The sequence below is a fragment of the Maribacter chungangensis genome (genome assembly GCF_042676845.1).
In the GTDB taxonomy this organism is placed as follows: domain Bacteria; phylum Bacteroidota; class Bacteroidia; order Flavobacteriales; family Flavobacteriaceae; genus Maribacter; species Maribacter chungangensis.
Window position 1 is genome coordinate 475,448 of the sequence record NZ_JBHTHY010000014.1, and the last position, 19,418, is coordinate 494,865.

Annotated in this window: 15 protein-coding genes; 8 read left to right on the plus strand and 7 right to left on the minus strand. The window is 41.3% G+C overall.

The window, feature by feature from the left end; all coding sequences use genetic code 11:
• Nucleotides 1-13: 13 nt before the first annotated feature.
• From ACFQZJ_RS16345 to ACFQZJ_RS16365, 5 genes are all read right to left on the minus strand, one after another.
• Nucleotides 14-1,657, minus strand: a complete 1,644-nt coding sequence (locus tag ACFQZJ_RS16345; protein ID WP_379935951.1) for an SGNH/GDSL hydrolase family protein — start codon at nt 1,655-1,657, stop codon at nt 14-16.
• A 20-nt stretch (nt 1,658-1,677) separates the two neighbouring features.
• Nucleotides 1,678-4,479, minus strand: coding sequence for a TonB-dependent receptor (locus ACFQZJ_RS16350; protein ID WP_379935952.1), 2,802 nt, complete (start codon nt 4,477-4,479; stop codon nt 1,678-1,680).
• Between the two features lie 195 nt (nt 4,480-4,674).
• Nucleotides 4,675-6,519: a glutamine--fructose-6-phosphate transaminase (isomerizing) gene (gene glmS / locus ACFQZJ_RS16355; protein ID WP_379935953.1), complete on the minus strand. Its 1,845-nt coding sequence runs from the start codon at nt 6,517-6,519 to the stop codon at nt 4,675-4,677.
• A 149-nt stretch (nt 6,520-6,668) separates the two neighbouring features.
• A complete protein-coding gene (locus tag ACFQZJ_RS16360; RefSeq protein ID WP_379935954.1) occupies nt 6,669-8,552 on the minus strand; it encodes a DUF4270 family protein in 1,884 nt (627 codons plus the stop codon).
• Nucleotides 8,553-8,557: 5 nt separating this feature from the next.
• A complete protein-coding gene (locus ACFQZJ_RS16365; RefSeq protein ID WP_379935955.1) occupies nt 8,558-9,367 on the minus strand; it encodes a glycogen/starch synthase in 810 nt (269 codons plus the stop codon).
• A 103-nt stretch (nt 9,368-9,470) separates the two neighbouring features.
• On the opposite strand from ACFQZJ_RS16365, the gene panC reads away from it, so the two are divergent.
• From panC to radA, 6 genes are all read left to right on the plus strand, one after another.
• Nucleotides 9,471-10,316, plus strand: a complete 846-nt coding sequence (panC, locus tag ACFQZJ_RS16370; protein ID WP_379935956.1) for a pantoate--beta-alanine ligase — start codon at nt 9,471-9,473, stop codon at nt 10,314-10,316.
• A gap of 13 nt (nt 10,317-10,329) precedes the next feature.
• Nucleotides 10,330-10,680, plus strand: coding sequence for an aspartate 1-decarboxylase (panD, locus tag ACFQZJ_RS16375; protein ID WP_379935957.1), 351 nt, complete (start codon nt 10,330-10,332; stop codon nt 10,678-10,680).
• Between the two features lie 2 nt (nt 10,681-10,682).
• Nucleotides 10,683-11,651 carry a lysylphosphatidylglycerol synthase transmembrane domain-containing protein gene (locus tag ACFQZJ_RS16380; protein WP_379935958.1) on the plus strand — a complete coding sequence of 323 codons (969 nt, stop codon included), beginning with the start codon at nt 10,683-10,685 and terminating at the stop codon, nt 11,649-11,651.
• A 22-nt stretch (nt 11,652-11,673) separates the two neighbouring features.
• A complete protein-coding gene (locus tag ACFQZJ_RS16385) occupies nt 11,674-12,816 on the plus strand; it encodes an alpha/beta hydrolase (RefSeq protein WP_379935959.1) in 1,143 nt (380 codons plus the stop codon).
• 49 nt (nt 12,817-12,865) lie between these two features.
• Nucleotides 12,866-13,027: a hypothetical protein gene (locus ACFQZJ_RS16390; RefSeq protein ID WP_379935960.1), complete on the plus strand. Its 162-nt coding sequence runs from the start codon at nt 12,866-12,868 to the stop codon at nt 13,025-13,027.
• 75 nt (nt 13,028-13,102) lie between these two features.
• Nucleotides 13,103-14,464: a DNA repair protein RadA gene (gene radA, locus ACFQZJ_RS16395; RefSeq protein WP_379935961.1), complete on the plus strand. Its 1,362-nt coding sequence runs from the start codon at nt 13,103-13,105 to the stop codon at nt 14,462-14,464.
• 105 nt (nt 14,465-14,569) lie between these two features.
• Here radA and ACFQZJ_RS16400 read toward each other — a convergent pair whose 3' ends face one another.
• Nucleotides 14,570-15,610: an NADP(H)-dependent aldo-keto reductase gene (locus tag ACFQZJ_RS16400; RefSeq protein ID WP_379935962.1), complete on the minus strand. Its 1,041-nt coding sequence runs from the start codon at nt 15,608-15,610 to the stop codon at nt 14,570-14,572.
• A gap of 182 nt (nt 15,611-15,792) precedes the next feature.
• Nucleotides 15,793-16,554: an exodeoxyribonuclease III gene (locus tag ACFQZJ_RS16405; RefSeq protein ID WP_379935963.1), complete on the minus strand. Its 762-nt coding sequence runs from the start codon at nt 16,552-16,554 to the stop codon at nt 15,793-15,795.
• A gap of 203 nt (nt 16,555-16,757) precedes the next feature.
• Here ACFQZJ_RS16405 and ACFQZJ_RS16410 point away from each other — a divergent pair, with 203 nt between their 5' ends.
• Both ACFQZJ_RS16410 and ACFQZJ_RS16415 read left to right on the plus strand, forming a co-directional pair.
• Nucleotides 16,758-17,312 (plus strand): DUF3575 domain-containing protein, encoded by a 555-nt coding sequence (locus ACFQZJ_RS16410; protein ID WP_379935964.1) that lies wholly within the window; start codon nt 16,758-16,760, stop codon nt 17,310-17,312.
• Nucleotides 17,313-17,342: 30 nt separating this feature from the next.
• On the plus strand, nt 17,343-19,418 hold the full coding sequence (locus ACFQZJ_RS16415; RefSeq protein ID WP_379935965.1) for a TonB-dependent receptor family protein: 2,076 nt from the start codon (nt 17,343-17,345) through the stop codon (nt 19,416-19,418).

A 19,418-nucleotide genomic window follows, 5' to 3' on the forward strand; every position in this document is an offset into this window, starting at 1 on the left:
TAGTACTAAACCACTATTGTAAAGCAGGTGAATAATTTGTTGGATAATCCCCAACGTTTACAAAATTCCCAGATGCTTCAAAATTACTTCCGTAGGTAGCATCTATAGCCCTCATAAATTCATTTGCGATAAGTGCATACCCTCTTGCCGTAGGATGAACCCCATCCAATGAAAAAGCACCGCCGGTCACCAAATTGGAGGCAAGCGTATACTGACCACTGGTAATACCAGTATCGGCTAATTGATTAAGTAATGAATTTGCATCTACAAAAGCTAATCCCGCACTTGCGGCAGCAGATTCGATAACAGCATTAAAGGCCTGGGTAGCGGTTGCTATCTCGTCTTGCTCACTGGGTAATAGTACCCATTTATCTTCCAAGGGCAAAGAAATACCTTCCACCGCAAACTGGCCGGCCAGAGCAGCCGGTAAGCCTTGTGCCGCCAACGCACCTGCCACCTCCATATTTACGGTTCCAATTACGGCAGAAGACGGAAGAACGAACAAGTCGTCTGCTGTAGCTTCCCTGGTTTGCCCGTACGTAGTTCCTAGTAAACCGGCAACTAAAGGTGCGGCTTGTGCCGGTAAGCCAAATGACTGTACAAATGCCGGAAACGCCGGACTTTGAAGTAATACTCCTGCAATTTGACCGGATAAGTCCGGTAGTGTTTCATCTTTAATAATTACCTCGCTAGCAGCATCCGTAGCAAAGACAATTTGACGATCAGTTGCATTTGGAACGCCTTGAGCTTCTAGAAAAGCATATACGGCATTGAGTTGTCCAAAAATGCCATTAAGTGTTGGTATCTGAGGTCCAAAATCCGGATTTGTCGGGTCCAATGGATTATGTGGCACCGTCGTAAAATGCGGTATGCTCGTTACATTTGGAATATTAGCCACTATTCCTTGAGTGCCATTCTGTGTCAAAGCACCTATCAAAGCTGCATACGTATTGGCAAAACCTTGACCTGGAGGTCCGTCCAATGGAGTTATCGGGTTTGTACCATCGCCTCCGGTAGTTGCATAACCCAATACATCGTTATTTCCTATCCATAACGAAAAGAAGGTAGGAGCCTGCACTAGGGCATCGTTCAACATAGTTGCAGAAGGACTGGATGCCATCCTTACAAAATACGGATTTGCCAATGCAGGAAGATTGGCGGGGTTGCCGTATCCATCAAAAAGTAAATGAAAACTTTTGGCACCTGGCACACCCATATTTTTAAAGGGTCCTGATGGATTATTGGTCAGGATGTCGGTTGTTACCGTCACTTCACCAATTAAAGATTCCAGACCCACTGGGCCGGCGCCTCCAAATACCAATCTAGGCCCTTGAATACGCGTACCACCGGCAGCAAGTCCTCCAAAGTTGTCATTTGTAAGCGGTTGTGTAAAAGCACCTCCGCCAACCAAGGCAAACTTCTGTGACAAAATATTTGGCAGGGAATTTTCTTGAGATGCTTTAAAAAGTGCCCCATCGGTAAAACCGGCCGTTAAGGAATTTCCCAACGCCACATAGTTGGAAAAATCAGCTGAACCAGCGGTAAGTTCCGGCAACATCTCTTCCATAATCGGATCTAAGTCTACATCCTCCGGATCGTTACAGTTTGTAAAGAACAATAGTGAGGAAACAAAAAATATGTATTTAAAATTTTTCATGTCAAATATGATTTGATTTTTTAGTTGTTGATGATCCAAGAAACGTAGTAAATAGAACCGATAAAACCAGTTCCAAATGCTGTAAAATATTCATCTCCTAACAAGTTGTTACCTCCCACTTTAAAGGTGGACTTGATACTTGGTACGCGAAAGTTGACCTGCGCATCTACTACGTGAAACTCAGGTATGATTCCATTACCAAAAGTAGCCTCCCAGTAGTAGTCATCACTAAATCTATAGTTTACGTTAAAACCAACGTTTTTGAACAACTCGTCGTTTCCGAAGGATGCCTTAAACTGATGCTCAGGCGTGTTAAATTGCACAAAAAAGTCTGGATTTGCTTCACGGTCAAAATCCAATCTGGTAAAGGTATAACTACCACTTAGGTCAAAATCACCGAATACTTTTGTGCTCAATCCCAATGCAGCTCCATAGGAAGCAATATCGGCATCTGAATTGGTGTAGGCCTGATACGTAGCAAAATCTCCATTGGCGATAGCCGCCAAAGACAATGAATTGTCACCAACGGTACCATAATAAGGAGCGATCACATTTTCTGGTGAAAGAAAATCTTGATACTGATTGTAGTAGGTACTAAAATCGATGACCAATTTGTCCAATTTTCCTCTATACCCTACTTCAAATGAAGTTACCTGCTCTGGTTGTACTACATTAGGGTTGCCAATTTCAATATCCGCAGGGTTTCCACTTGCTGCAAAGCGTTGTATGGAATTGGCAGAAAAAGAGTTCTCGTAAGCTGCCCTACCTGTTTGGGTAATGGTAGCCGGTTGGCCTAACAACTGTCCGCCACCACTAACCGAAAGATCTCTGGAATACCGATCTAAGTTGTCCGGTGCCGCACCTACCAAAACCGCTCTACCGGCATCCAGTCCAATAAATAAATCCTGGGTCGTTGGGTTTCTAAAACCTGTTTGTACCGATGCCCTAACATTGTGGTTTCTGTTAATGGTATATCCCGCTGAAACCCTAGGTGAAAAGAAACCGTCAAAAAATTCATTTTTATCATATCGAACCGATCCCGTTAGCTTTAGGCTCTGCTCTCCGGCCAATTCAATATTTTTCTGAATTTGTGTATACAATCCAAATTCGTTGTATTCAATTGGTCCATCACTATCGGTGTAAATGGTTCCAAAGGAATTCAGTTGGTACTGTCTAAAAGACCCACCTACTTGGATTTCTGCCCAATCGATCAAATGTCCTAAATTATAATTTGCATCTGCATGATAGTATTTTGAGGCGTCCCTAAACTGAGAGCCGCGTGATAAATCCGGATCTTGAACTACACGATCAAATGCCGCTTGAAACTCCGGCGATCCGGGCAAAAACCGCCCAGATTCTGCTTGTGCTCTACCAGCTGCGTGTGCCTGATCCTCTGTAGCACCTGCCAAGGTAGCTTGTACAAATGCACCTGTATATTCACCAAACCACGTATTGTCATCTTTCCAAGCGCGGTTTATATTAATTCCTGTAAATACCATGTCGTAAGAATCCCCGGCACGATCACCGACCATATAGCCTCGAACAAAGAAATTGTCATTTTTTACTTCAAATTTATGCTGTTGCTGAAAGAAGTTGCGAATGTTATATCTGTTCGTACCCTGATAAATTGTATTACCGGTACCAACCTTACCAACGTAGGAAAGTTCTAAGCTGTTACCCTCGATAGGTCTGTAAAACAAACCCCAATCCGTTTTTATACTTCTAGCGGTATAATCCGTCAAATCCCGTTCGTTATATCCGGTTCTACTCACAGCTTGTGATGGTACTAAGGCATTGGCTCCTGCTGGCAATATTCCTAAACCTTCTAGTGTAAGTGCTACATCTTTTATATCGGTAGACACCTCATCACCATATACATTGATACCATTATAATTTAAATCGTTCTGTCTGGTACTACCAGGCTGCGCAGTATTTTGCCCATTCTTACCAACCTCGCTAGTAGCGGCCCAATCGGTACCGTCTAAATAACCAAAGTTCCATTTTACGGCAAACTTGTCGCTAAACTTGTGCGCCGCCCTAACACCAACATCGGTGTAGGAGTTGGTTCCTGCAGCTTCCTGTGAGGTTACCCCTTGTTTTACGGAAGCACTTATCCCTTGATAATCAAAAGGATTTTTACTGCGCATAAATAGGATACCGTTAAAAGCATTTGCCCCATAAAGCGCAGACGCCGCTCCTGGCAACAGTTCAACACTAAGCACATCCGGTTCTACCAAACCTGCCAAGTTGCCAATGGGGAAGTTCAATGCCGGGGTAGAGTTGTCCATACCGTCTACCAACTGCATAAAACGCGTATTGGCAAAGGTGGCGAAACCTCTTGTATTTACCGATTTAAAGGTTAAACTATTGGTGTTGACATCAACACCTTTTAAATTCTCCAAACTGCCATAAAAATCTGCGGAGGCAGTGTTCTTTATAGCCTCAAGACCTATGCGCTCTACCGTAACGGGAGATTCAAAAATACGCTCCGGCGTCCTGGAAGCCGATAACACGACTTCGTCCAAGAAGGTTTGCGCCTCTTGCAGTACTACGTTTAACGTTTGATTTGCGGTAGTTATGTTTTCACGTACCTCTGAATACCCTAAACTTGTAATCACAATTTGAAAGGGGGGAGCTTCTGAAGTCTGTAAAACAAAATTACCGTCAAAATCCGCGGTGGTACCTATCGTAGTGCCGGCAATCACAATATTGGCTGCCGGAATAGGCTGGCTGTTTTCATCAACAACGGTTCCACTAATAGTCGTTTGTGAGAATCCAAAGGCTCCAAACAACATCAATGCTAAAAACTGTATCGTTTTCATTCTTTTATTTGAGTTTAAATTAGTTGGGATGAAGATACAGATAATTTTAAACGCATAATAGCAAAACAAAAAAAATTATGCATGCATAGTATTACTATGTTAAAATAATACTTGTTCTGTTGTGAATTTCACAAAACAAAAAAGAGGTCCTTAACATTAAGGACCTCTTTTTAACACTTATTTTTTTATAAACTTTTATTCTACCGTAACAGATTTCGCTAAATTTCTGGGCTGATCTACGTTACATCCTCTCATTACCGCGATATGGTACGATAACAATTGTAAAGGAATGGTCGTTAATAGCGGGGTAAGACTTTCTAAAGTTTCAGGTACTTCGATTACATGATCTGCCAAGTCCGTAACTTGCTCATCCCCTTCCGTTACTATGGCAATAATCTTACCTTTTCTAGATTTTATTTCCTGGATATTACTTACCACTTTTTCGTAATGTCCTTTTTTGGTAGCGATCACAAATACGGGCATGTGCTCATCGATCAAAGCAATAGGGCCGTGCTTCATTTCCGCCGCCGGATATCCTTCTGCGTGGATATAGCTAATTTCCTTGAGTTTTAATGCACCTTCCAATGCTACTGGAAAATTGTAGCCCCTACCTAAATACAGGCAATTTGTAGAATCCTTATAGACATCGGATATAATTTCTATCAACGGATTGGATTCCAAGGCTTTTTCCACCTTAGCAGGAATCGTTTCCAATTCACTTAAATACTCATGATATTTACTTTCCGAAAACACCCCTTTGGCCTTTGCCAATTTTAAGGCGATCAAGGTCAAGACCGTAATCTGTGTGGTAAAGGCTTTTGTAGAGGCAACACCAATTTCCGGACCTGCGTGGGTATATGCGCCTGCGTCCGACTCTCTTGCGATAGAGGAGCCCACAACGTTACAAACACCAAAAACAAAAGCTCCTTTTTCCTTTGCCAATTTAATGGCGGCCAATGTATCTGCAGTCTCACCGGATTGTGATATGGCAATTAACACGTCCTTATCCGTAATTACCGGATTCCTATATCTAAATTCGGATGCATATTCTACTTCGACGGGTATTCTGGCCAAGTCTTCGAAAATATATTCCGCCACAAGGCCTGCGTGCCAAGATGTACCACAGGCAACAATTATTATTCTGTTCGCATTCGTGAATTTTTCCAAGTTCTGGTCTATGCCGGCCATTCGTATTAATCCTTGATCAGCAAGCAATCTTCCTCTATATGTATCCTTAATAGCTCTTGGCTGCTCATAAATTTCCTTTAGCATAAAGTGCTCGTATCCGCCCTTTTCAATTTCCTCCAAGTTCATCTGTAACTCAAGGATTCTGGGATAGGCTACGGCATCATCCTTAATTTTTCTTAGTTTAATTTCCTTACCAAGTCTAATAATAGCCATTTCCTCATCTTCCAAATAAACGGCATTGTTCGTAAACTCGATGAAAGGAGATGCATCGGAGGCGATGAAAAACTCATCTTCCCCAATACCTATGGCCAATGGACTACCTAATTTGGCGACCACGATCTCGTCCGGTTTTCTTTTGTCAAAAACAGCAATAGCATACGCACCAACAACTTGGTTGAGTGCAATCTGAACCGCTTTGCCAAGCATCACATCCTCTGTTTTCTTCACTTCCTCTATAAGGTTTACCAAAACCTCGGTATCCGTATCGGAGGAAAAAACATAGCCCCTTTTGGTAAGCTCTTTTTTTATGGATTCGTAATTTTCAATAATTCCGTTGTGAATAATGACCAAGTCACCGGAATTGGAATAATGGGGATGGGAATTAACATCGTTTGGGACACCATGTGTAGCCCATCGCGTATGGCCTATTCCCAAATTCCCTTTTTGGGATATTTCCTTTGCTTTGTTTTTTAGATCTTCTACTTTACCTTTTGTTTTGGAAAGGTTGATATCGTTTCCATCGAACAATGCGATACCCGCACTATCATAACCCCGATACTCTAGGCGTTGCAATCCTTTTATAATAATAGGAAAAGCGTCCCTATGACCTATGTAACCTACGATTCCGCACATAATTTTATACTATTTGATGGTTTTGTGTTATAAATTCCTACGTAAAACTATATGATTATCTAGGAAAATATATACATTTCAAGGTATAGAACGTATTTATTCTATGAAACGATATACTAAAGTTCAAAAAAAAACCGATAAACAAAGAATTAGTCTACTCTTGTATAAAAAACTTCAAGGGTTAGGCGCTTGTCATAATTAGGGTCCGAAGCTGGTATATTACTTCCAAATAGCACAGTACCAAAAGGAGTTAAACTAGCGCTTACGGGCATTGGCTTTTCTTCCCCGTTTGCAAAAAGAGCGTCAGATACCAAAACATTTGCAATATCAGAGGTTAAGGACAATCCCAATCTATCGTTTGCTTCATCTCTCAAGATTAAATTATTGATGTGCTCTGTTATATTAACCGTGTATTTGACACCTCCATCTTCATCTTCCTCAATTACGCCGTCATAATTGGGGTATGCGGTCAACAAAGGAAAAGGGTCGTTCTGTTGTGGGCCTTGGTCCGTAAACGGGTTGTACAATGGCACATTTGTTTCGGCATTATAAAGGTACAGTCTAGGTGGTTCTATGATTCCCCCGGCGGCATTCAATTGCTCCCTATCTATATAAAATACAAGATGTGCTTCGTTAACGATCCAGTTCTCCGCTTTAATTTGATTAATCGCGTCCCTACCGTTCATGGGGTCAAAAAGATCTATTTCGGCTACTATACCAGCTCCCCCTTTTAAGTAAATCCTAGATGTAGCTTCATCTGTATCCAAAGATTCCGAAATAGCGGTTGGATAGTCGTCGTTTAACAATGTATTCACGGCATTTCCGTTTATCCCTTGTGTGTTAGGAATCGGCGTAATAAAATTTAATATATAACTTTTTTCCAGCACATCGGGATCATCGCTTTCACTGTTATAGGCTTCATGTGTGTAGGTAATCTCAATATTCGCACGCCTTAAATCCAATAACAACATTAGACCTTCCGGGTCTACACTTTCAAGCGATAAATGTATACCTCTTAAGAATGTACTAAAATTAGATTGACTAAAGAGTTCACTACTGCTTTCTTTATCCAAGATGTTATCCTGAAAAAACTTATTGTCCAAAGGAACCCGAATTCCTGGCGGAAGTTTCCGAAAGGATAATGACTCATTTACATCTTCCGTGGTTTCGTTATCCTCACGGGCTATTAGGATTTCCCTGTCGTCTATGAACAAATCTACTGAATCCTTGGTGGTGTCGTACAAAACATCAGCGACAAAATCCGGAGAAAACTCTTGGGACGAAAAGTAAGCCTGCGCTTCTTGAAAATTAGTGTTCGGGTCTAAATCCCTTAGAAAAAAGGTACTGCGTTCAACTTTTAGATTAAACGCCGCATCGATTGCACCGTAGATACTATCCAACTCAAACCGTTGTGCAAAGTTATCCTCAAATATAGGAGCATTATCGCCATCGTTAAAACCATCTGCGTCTGCATCTACGCTGCTACTGTCCAAAGGATCAGTATTGGCAGTCGCCTCTAAGCTATTGGAGACACCATCGTTGTCACTATCATTGTCCGGATCTTCGGGCAGTGCATCAAACTCATCCAGAACACCGTCACCATCTGTATCCCTAGAGCCTCTTGAAGTGAAATAGGGAATGTAGAGGTATACCTCTTTTATGGTTTCATTTTCGGGAATCGTGCTTACAGATTCATCTGTATCCGCATTTTCCTCAGTGGCCTGCGAAAAGGAACCAAAAACTGGATTTGGAGTAGACAACTGTAGTTGAGCGGTCACACTGCCACGGGTGTTGCCGTATAAACCATGGTTAAATCTACCTAATTGATACAGCGGGAGCTTATTTGCCCTTACGGCAACTACATTCTTGTTATAGGTAAAAACATCGTAAACCTCTTTACCCGTTGTAAAAGCTTCGGCTCCAACAACGCCTGCACCAATTGTGGTTAAATCCTCTTCACAGGAGCTAAAAAAGCCCATAGTTAGCGCAAGACCCAAAAGTATGGGAAACGTGCATTTCTTAAAAAAATTCATTCCGATTATTTTAAAACTTCTGTGTTATAAAAATTGGCGTAGGCTTCCTCGAACTCTTGAACGGGAACATACGACAACACTGGTTTTTGAAGGTTGGCAATATGAGAATTTAATTCCTCAGGGATATCCTCGGAGGCTAAAATAACCGCATCTGAAAAATCAACAGCTACTTTTAACAAATTATTATAGGTGGGCGAACCTAAGGAAGTAATTTCTTCTTCTGGAATACCATCAAACGTAATCTTTTTGAGCATGTCCTTGTCAAGTTCCCCTTCAAAGGTTTTTCCGTAAACGGACAACACAATTTTACTATCCGCAAAAAGTGGTTCGTCTGCATAATATTTCTTTAGGTATAATGGCAATAAACTCGCCATCCAACCGTGTACATGTATAATATCTGGCGACCAGTTTAGTTTTTTAACCGTCTCCATAACCCCTTTCGCAAAGAAAATGGCACGCTGATCGTTATCCGGAAAAAGCTTACCTTCTTTATCCGTAAAAGTGGCCTTTCTCTTAAAATACTCGTCGTTATCGATAAAATAGACCTGTATACGTTCCTTAGGAATAGACGCTACCTTTATTATCAAGGGCATATCCATATCATTGATGACTAAATTCATCCCGGATAAGCGAATAACTTCATGCAGTTGGTGCCTTCTTTCATTAATGTTACCATATCTTGGCATAAAAATCCTTATCTGCCCCCCATTGCTGTTGACCATCCGCGGAGTTTCGTAAGACATAAGTGAAACTTCGTTCTCCGGTAGATAAGGCACTAATTCAGAAGATACAAACAATATCTTTTTACCATTCATAAAAGTTATTTTAAATTTTTCGCCTGAACGCGATTGCAAAATTACAAAAAATATAGAGATTACCAGTATTTATAGTAAGTTTGCTCGCCAATGACACACTTACATGGTTCCCATTAAGACGAAAAAAGAGCTTCTAAAAAAGCTGAACAACATAAACAAATCCAATAGCCTGGGACTGGTTCCCACCATGGGCGCATTACATCTAGGACATGCATCCCTTATAAAGAGAGCTGTGGCCGAAAATGATTTTGTAGTAGTCAGTATTTTTGTTAATCCTACGCAATTCAACAACCAAGAAGATCTCCTTAAATATCCAAAGACACTAACCGAGGATATTGACCTGATAAAAAAAATAGCATCTGATATCATTGTTTTTGCCCCTACGGTAGCGGATATATACAACAATACCACCGAATCCAACACGTATGCCTTCAACGGTTTGGAAAAAGTAATGGAAGGCGCCTTTAGACCGGGACATTTTAATGGTGTTGGAACCATAGTAGAAGCCCTATTTAGATTGATAGAGCCCGAAAGAGCCTATTTTGGCGAAAAGGATTTCCAACAATTACGCATTATCCAAAAACTAACGGAAATACAACGATTACCTGTACAAATTGTAGGCTGCCCCATAGTTCGTGAACCCCATGGCTTGGCCATGAGCTCTAGAAATGAGAGACTTGATCCCAAGGTACGAAAAAAGGCTTCATTTATATACGACACCCTTTTATCTGCCAAACAAAAATTTGGCATGGATAATGCATTCAAAATTAAAGAATGGGTAACTCAAGAGTTCAACGAAAATACAGATTTTGAACTAGAATATTTTGAAATAACCGATGTTGCCACCTTGACCCCTATTCAACAAAAAATTGAAAACACCAAATATAGAGCGTTCATTGCCGTTTTTGCAGATAACATTAGACTCATAGACAACATAGCGCTCAATTAATTACTTTTGAACCATGCAAATAGAAGTAGTAAAATCTAAAATACACCGAGTAAAGGTAACCGGAGCCGATTTAAATTATATCGGTAGCATTACCATTGACGAAGATTTGATGGATGCCGCCAACATTATCAGAGGCGAAAAGGTACAGATCGTCAACAACAATAACGGAGAGCGACTGGAAACTTATGCTATTCCCGGCCCACGCAAAAGCGGTGAAATTACATTAAACGGTGCCGCCTCTAGAAAAGTTGCCGTTGGGGATGTACTTATACTTATATGTTATGGCACTATGGATATAGAAAAGGCAAAGACTTTTAATCCTTCCTTAGTATTTCCTAACGAAACAAACAACTTGTTAACCTGATTTTGACGAACAACTTTAAAAAAAACCTTAAAACTATACTCCCGATCGCATTGGGAGTTTTTTTGGTTTGGTACTCCTATAACGCCACAAGTCCCGAAGATCGAAAGCAAATACTTTTTTATATCAAAGAGGCAGATATGCTCTGGGTTTCCCTATCTGTTTTTCTTGGTATCCTTGGCCATGTATCACGTGCTTTAAGGTGGAATTTTTTATTGGAACCACTTGGCCATAGACCCCAACTAAAAAACAATCTGCTTATAATCCTAATGTCCTATTTTGCCAATCTTGGTATTCCAAGAACAGGGGAGGTATTGCGGGCCACCGCACTTACAACCTACGAAGGAGTACCGTTCGAAAAAGGATTTGGCACCATCGTAACAGAAAGGGTAATCGATGTAATTATGCTATTGCTTATCGTACTTACGGCATTAGTGCTACAGACCGATGTACTCATGGACGTACTACAGAAAAAAGGTCTGGATATCAAAGGTATTTTACTGCTTTTGGCACTAGCTGCGGTTGCCGGTATTGTTTTCATCTTATTCATAAAAAAATCATCCCACAAAATAGCGTTAAAAATAAAGTCTTTCGTTAAAGGGTTATTAGATGGTGTTTTTAGCATTTTTAAGATGAAGCGAAAATGGTCGTTTTTGTTTCACACCTTATTTATATGGGGTTGTTATATCGGTATGCTGTGGGTCATAAAATTTACCGTCCCGGAGACCGTAACACTTACGTTTAGCCAGCTCTTGGTAGCCTTTGTAGCAGGAGCTTTTGCGATGGCCACTACCAATGGGGGAATAGGGCTATACCCCATCGCCGTAAGTAACGCCCTTGCCATTTTTGGGATTAGCTCGGTGGCGGGAGATGCCTTTGGATGGATCATCTGGATATCGCAAACCCTAATGATCGTAGTTTTTGGTGCAATATCTTTTCTGCTATTACCGTTATTGAACAGAAACAAACAGTAAACTTACTGTTGAAAACTGTAAAATGCGCCATATTTTAATCCTATTCATTCTTTTACTGGGCCTTTCTACCAGTGCCCAGACAACAAAAGAAATATTTGAATCCTTTAAGCTTCAAGAACGACGCGATGTTCATTACTATTTTCCCGAAGATATCGATGAAACCAAAAAATATCCGCTCATTTTAGTTTTAGATGCAGAATACCTTTTTGAACAAGTTGTTGCTACCTCCAAGTTTTATAGCAGTTTTCATGGTGCTCCGGAAAGTATTGTGGTGGGTATTGACCAAAGCAAAAACGACCTTCGTTTTGATGATTGTGCCTTTGACCCGGAAACTGGACTACCACAAGAAAAGGCAAAAAAATTCTTTGAATTCCTAGGAATGGAAATCATCCCATACTTGGACCTTAACTACAGTACGGCACCGTTTAAGATGATCGTAGGGTATGATATAAGCGCAAATTTTCAAAATTATTGGCTGTTCAAGGACCACTCCCTTTTTAATGCTTACGTAAGCATTTCGCCTACTTTGGCACCAGAAATGGATAACCGCGTGCCCAGTCGTTTAGGTGTCTTTGACAAGCAAATTTTTTATCAGCTAATTACGTCTGGAGAAAAGACCAAAAGCACCGATGCTATCTTGGCCATGGACAAAGGCATCAAAGCCATCGATAAAGAAAACTTACATTACTTTTTTGATACCTATGAGGACGCAGATCATATTTCTGTTGTAACCTACGGAATCGGAAAGGCATTCGACAATATCTTTAGCATGTTCAAGCCAATTAGCCCGGCCGAATACAGAACACGGATTCTTACTTCCGAAGAGCCCGTATTCAATTATCTGGAATCCAAATACCAAGGTATAGAGGATCTCTTTGGCTTCAGTAAACCGGTAGCGCTAAACGATATTATGGCAATTTATGCCGGCAGCAGAAAGAAAGAGGATTTTGAATCTTTAAAACCACTATCGGAGCTATGTAAAAAACAGTATCCGGAAACCATGCTAGGCTTCTATTTCGAAGGGGAATATTACGAACAGATGGGGGAGCCCAAAAAAGCCCTGAAGACCTTTGAAAAAGCATTTTTAATGAACGAGATAGATTTTCTGACCAAAGATCTGGCACTGGAAAAAATAGACGCCCTTAAAGCCGATTTCGGTTTCTAAACCTACCAAATGATTGCATCCCAAATCTTAATCCCTACACCTACCGCTTATGATAAAAATCGACTCCAAGTACTTCATTGTATCGGGTATCCTATTCACCTATTTTGGGCTTAAAGGAGAATTTGTATTGGTCTATAACGGCTTATCCCTTCTTATGGCATGGGCTTCATTTTTTATAGCATTTAGCGAACTGCACAATAGCAAAAAATAACCCGCCTTTGTAAGTAAAACCTACTAGTCATATTCAAAGTTCTTGTTACCTTTAACCCAACAGGAAATTCGAAAGATGGCCAAGACAAAAACAGCATTTTTTTGCCAAAACTGTGGCACGCAATATGCCAAATGGGTGGGACAATGCGCAGCGTGCAAAGAATGGAACACGGTAGTAGAGGAAGTAGTTCAAAAGGAGGATAAAATACGTTGGAAAACACCCACAAACACAGCAAAAAAGGTCTCTAAACCTCTTTTGGTTAATGAGATAAGTACCGAAAAAGAACAACGCCTAGACACCTATAATCTAGAATTTAACCGTGTTCTCGGTGGTGGATTGGTACCTGGTGCATTGGTACTTATTGGAGGTGAACCCGGTGTTGGAAAAAGCACCTTACTGTTACAGATCGCTCTTAAATTACCATACAGAACACTTTATGTAACCGGTGAAGAAAGCCAGAAGCAGATAAAAATGCGGGCAGACCGCATTCACCCCAATAGTCAGACTTGTTTTATCCTCACGGAAACCAAGACCCAAAATATTTTCAAACAAATAGAAGCGACAGCACCGGATATCATAGTAATAGATTCTATACAAACTTTACACTCGGACTATATTGAATCTGCCGCGGGGAGTATATCCCAAATACGGGAATGTACCGCCGAACTGATCAAATTTGCGAAAGAAACGAATACTCCTGTTATTCTCATAGGCCATATTACCAAAGACGGATCCATAGCCGGTCCAAAGATTTTGGAACACATGGTGGACACTGTCCTACAATTCGAAGGCGACCGAAATTACGTGTACCGCATCCTTAGGTCCTTAAAGAATCGTTTTGGCTCTACGGCAGAACTTGGTATTTACGAAATGCAGGGAAGTGGTTTAAGAGAGGTTAACAACCCTTCCGAAGTACTTATTTCCAAGAACGACGAAGGCCTAAGTGGTACTGCGATCGCCTGTACGGTAGAAGGCATGCGACCCTTATTGATAGAGATACAGGCTTTGGTAAGTACTGCGGTTTACGGCACACCTCAGCGCTCAACTACGGGTTACAATGCCAAACGTTTGAATATGTTATTGGCCGTACTGGAAAAACGTGCAGGTTTTAAATTGGGGGCAAAAGATGTATTTCTGAATATTACAGGTGGTATTTCTGTAGATGATCCAGCGATCGATCTGGCCGTAATAGCGGCCATTTTATCCAGTAACGAGGACATTCCCATAGAAAAGGGCATTTGCTTTGCCGCGGAGGTAGGCCTTGCAGGCGAGGTAAGGCCTGTACAGCGCGTAGACCAGCGTATTCTGGAAGCCGAAAAGCTAGGCTATCACACGATAATTGTAGCAAAAAGCAATAAAATAGGACTTAAAAAGACAAAAATTAAGGTATTGTTAGCTTCAAAAATTGAAGATGTGGTCCAAAATCTATTTGGTTAACGTTTATCCCTCATGATCCGAGCCGTTACCAAGATGATAAGAATAACCGCAATAATCAATATAATTTGACCGAACCCTACTTTTAAAAAAACAAGCTGTGTCATATCAAGGTGCTGGATTCGGGATTTGATTATGAATCGTTTCAATGCCTTTTAGCACATCCTCCGAAAGTTCCACATCAATACTAGCGATATTTTCCTTAAGTTGTTTTACCGAGGTAGCCCCAATGATATTGCTTGTAACAAACGGCCTGGTATTCACAAAGGCAAGAGACATTTGTGCCAAGGAAAGGTCGTTGGACTGTGCCAACTCATAGTATTTCTGTGTGGCTTGGGCAGCTGTTTCGCCTATATACCTACTAAAATTAGGGAATAAGGAAATCCTAGAACCCTCTGGCATTCTTCCGCCTAAATACTTTCCGCTCAACGCTCCAAATCCCAATGGAGAATACGCCAAAAGACCTATTTTTTCCCGTATGGCTATTTCTGAAAGACCCACCTCAAAAAGTCGGTTCAGTAAACTATAAGGGTTCTGAATTGTAATGGTCCTTGGCAAGGTAGCATGTACCTTGCTCTCCTCCAAATAGCGCATGGTGCCCCATGGTGTTTCGTTGGAGATGCCAACGTGCCGTATCTTACCTTCACGTATAAGATCCCTTAATGTCTCCAAGACTTGATGAAAATTATCTTTCCAATGGTCCGAAATATCATGCTCATACCCCCGCTTACCAAAGTAATTGGTAGTACGTTCCGGCCAATGTAATTGGTACAGATCAATATAATCGGTCTGTAAACGTTCCAAACTATTTTCTACCGCGGTAATTATAGACTCCCTAGAAAAACCAGTGGTACGTATAAATTTGGTATAATCGCCATTTCCTGCAATTTTGGAGGCCAGAACCACCTTGTCCCTATTTCCGGTTTTTTTGAACCAGCTGCCAATAATCTTCTCGGTATTTCCATACAGATCGGCTTTGGCGGGCACGGGATAGAGCTCTGCCGTATCAAAAAAATTGACACCTTGTTCCAAGGCATAGTCCATTTGTTCATGCCCTTCTTCCTCTGTATTCTGCCTGCCCCAAGTCATCGTGCCTAAACAGATTTTACTTACTTCAATGGTAGTATGTGGAAGATGGGTATATTTCATAATAGCTGAAGTTTATCGATTTTTAACGTGGCAAAATTAATGAATAAAATATGTTTGGGCGGGGTTAATATAATATTGCCATATCGTTTTAGTCATAGGTTTATAAATCATATAAAGGTTGACATTTAGGAAGATGGAAACAATCGCCTACAAAAGAAAAATTCGGTTGTCATAACCGGTATTTAATCCACCTCTACCAAAATGGGACAGTGGTCACTATGTTTGGCCTCGGAGAGGATAACGGAGCGCTTTAATCTCTTTCTCAAGGGTTCCGCGACCATGGCATAGTCCAACCGCCATCCTTTATTGTTGTTCCTGGCATTAGCCCTATAGCTCCACCAGGTGTAATTCTCCGCCTCCTTATTGAAGTGTCTAAAGCTATCTATAAAACCGCTATCAATGAAATTGCCTATCCATTCCCGCTCTACGGGCAGGAAACCGGATACATTTTTTAGCCCTACCGGATTATGAATGTCTATGGCCTCATGGCAAATATTATAATCGCCTAAAACGATTAGATTTGGTCGGTTCTTTTTAAGTATATCAATATAATCACGGATTTCGTCCATGTAATTCAACTTAAATTCGAGTCTATCCATATTGGTGCCGGAAGGAAGGTACATGCTCATTATGGAAAGATCACCAAAATCTGCCCTAATGTTACGCCCCTCGTGATCCATGGTCGCTATTCCCGTACCAAACTCAATATTATCCGGTTCATTTTTTGACAGGATAGCAACGCCACTATACCCTTTTTTTTGCGCACTGTACCAATAGGAGTTACCATACCCTGCCGCTTCAAAAACAGAAAGGTCCAATTGATCTTCCTGCGCTTTTATTTCTTGTAAACAGACCACATCTGGATCAACCGCCTGTAACCAATCCAAAAATCCTTTTTTTAACGCCGCACGAATACCGTTTACGTTATACGAGACTATCTTCACTTCGCAAATTTTTTACTAAAATAAGGATTGTACTTTCTTAAACGATGAAAGAACCGACTTTTATCCTTATTGCCTATAAACTCCAATACATATTTGAGACTAGGTATCTCCCCGTATTTATTCGCTAATAAATCGATAAACAGTAACCCTTGGCGCGCAAATTGTTCCTATCTTTCCTTCTTATTTTTTAAATACCATCCTAGATGAAAAAATTATACCTTTTGTTCGCTTTTTTGTTGTTTACCAATACCGTTATTTACGCACAAAATAGCTTGGACACCACAACGGATAAAGATGAAATAAAACTAAACGTGTTCAACCTTGTTGTTTTTAAGTATTTGGACGGTGCTTACGAGCGCGTTATAGACGAAGAATCTTCTTATGGTGTTGCGGCACTTGTTAACCTTGGGGATGATTCGGACACATTTGATCTGCTCAGGGAGTTTTCCATTACCCCGTATTACCGCAGGTATTTCTCCAAAGGTTATGCAAAAGGATTTTTTGTGGAAGGTTTTGGGATGCTGAACCAAACCTCGGACGAGTTTTTCATTAATTACAATGAACAAACCATGGAAAGCACTTACAATACGGAAAAATATACAGATTTTGCCGTCGGGGTATCCCTAGGCGGAAAGTTCATATCCAAAAGAGGCTTTGTAGCCGAGGTATACGGTGGGGTAGGCCGTAATCTGTTTAACACTGACAATACAGTGGATTTTGTTGGCCGTGGGGGTATTTCCTTAGGTTTTCGCTTTTAATCCTTACTTTTGAGGGCTTACTTAAAAGGCATGAGGTATACCCTATTTTTTCTGTTTGTTACTGGTTTTTTAGCTTGGGGACAGGAACCCTCGAACAAGGATAGCATTACACAATTGGATGAGGTTATCTTGCTAGACGCCCTGCGAAAAAAAAATACCGCCGGTATAACCCCCTCCGAAATCATATCGGCACGCACGTTTCAGAACTACAGTCCGGTTTCTATGGTGCCCGCCATGAATCAAATCCCCGGGGTCTATGTATTTTCGGGTGCATTGAACACCAACCGCATCACCATTCGCGGTATTGGATCTAGAACACTTTTTGGAACGGACAAACTGCGGATGTATTACAGTGATATTCCCATAACCGATGGGTCGGGTTTTTCTTCTATAGAAGCGTTTGACTTAGAAAACCTGAGCCAAATTGAAGTCGTTAAAGGTCCAAAGGGCACTTCCTATGGTGCTAATCTAGGAGGGGCGATTATTTTAGGCCCAAAAGAAGCCCTAGGTGTTGCCACCAATTTTTCGAACAATAGTACCATCGGTTCTTTTGGTCTCTTAAAAAACAATCTTTCCTTTAACCATTATGACGGTAAATTGCGGTTGGGATTACAATACGGCCATTTAGAAACCAATGGCTACCGGGAGAACAGCAATTTTGAACGTGATGGACTCTTACTCAACACCGCTTACCAAATCAACAAAAAGAATACCATTTCCCTGCTCGTTAACCATATAGACTTTACCGCACAGATACCAAGTTCCTTGGGGGCTACGGCCTTTGCGGAAGACCCACGGCAGGCTACCTTTACCTGGCGCGCCTCCCAAGGGTTTGAAGCCAATAATTATACCCTGGCAGGTCTCAACCTTGTACACAGATTCCACGATACTTTTGAAAACTCCACCAGTATTTTCTATTCGTATTTGGACAAAGAGGAGGCCCGGCCTTTTGGTATTTTGGAAGAAATAACCAAAGGCTATGGTCTTAGAACGCGCTTTGCCGGCAGCTTAGGTTTTAACGAACGGTCTGCCAAATATAGCTTTGGGGGCGAATTATTTAAGGATGAATACGATTGGGACGAATATGAAAATCTGTATCAAGAAAACAGCGGTAACGGCAGTTTAAAGGGAGATCAGTTTGCACAAAATAAGGAATTTAGGAGTCAATGGAATATTTTTGGCACGCTTTTGCTCCCCGTATCCCACAAACTTTCTGCACAGCTGGGGCTGAACATTAATAAAACGCAATACGACTACCGAGACTTGCTCAACACCGGTGCGGACAACAGGAGTGCGGACAGGAACTTTAAGGCCATCGTCTTACCAAACCTGCTTTTGGACTATACACTTACGGACAACCATAAGGTCTACGCTAATATCAGCCGTGGATTTTCCAACCCTACCGTGGAAGAAACCTTGACGCCCGATGGCGTTATTAATCCCGATATAGCCCAAGAAACCGGAATCAATTACGAACTGGGCACACAGCTGTATTTTGATGATAGAAGGTTAAAAATAGACCTCTCGGTCTATCAAATGCGAATCAGCAACCTATTGGTGGGCGAACGCATACAAGAAGATAGGTTTGTAGGCAGAAACGCCGGGGAAACACGACATAACGGCTTGGAACTTGGATTGAATTATACCTGGAACGTATCCAAAAATCTACACATTGCGCCTTTTCTAAACTATACGTTCAACGACCATAGTTTTATAGATTTTGAGGATGAAGGGGTAGATTATTCCGGTAACGCACTAACCGGAGTGCCTAAGGTAACCGGTACAACCGGACTCCAATTGCGCTTCTTTCAACATTTTTACTGGAATACGACCCACCAATATGTAAGTGCCATACCACTTACCGATGCCGGAGGGTTGGAAAGCGATGCCTTTCATGTCTTTACCACACGGTTGGGCTATCTTAAGAAACTATCCCCAAAATTTACTTTGGGAGTCGATTTTGGCATCAACAACTTGTTGGATACGGTGTACGCGCAATCCGTTCTTATTAACACCCAAGCCTTCGGTGGACGTGAGCCACGTTACTTTTATCCGGGGGACGCCAGAAATTATTATGGAAGTCTAAGATTGGGGTATCAACTTTAA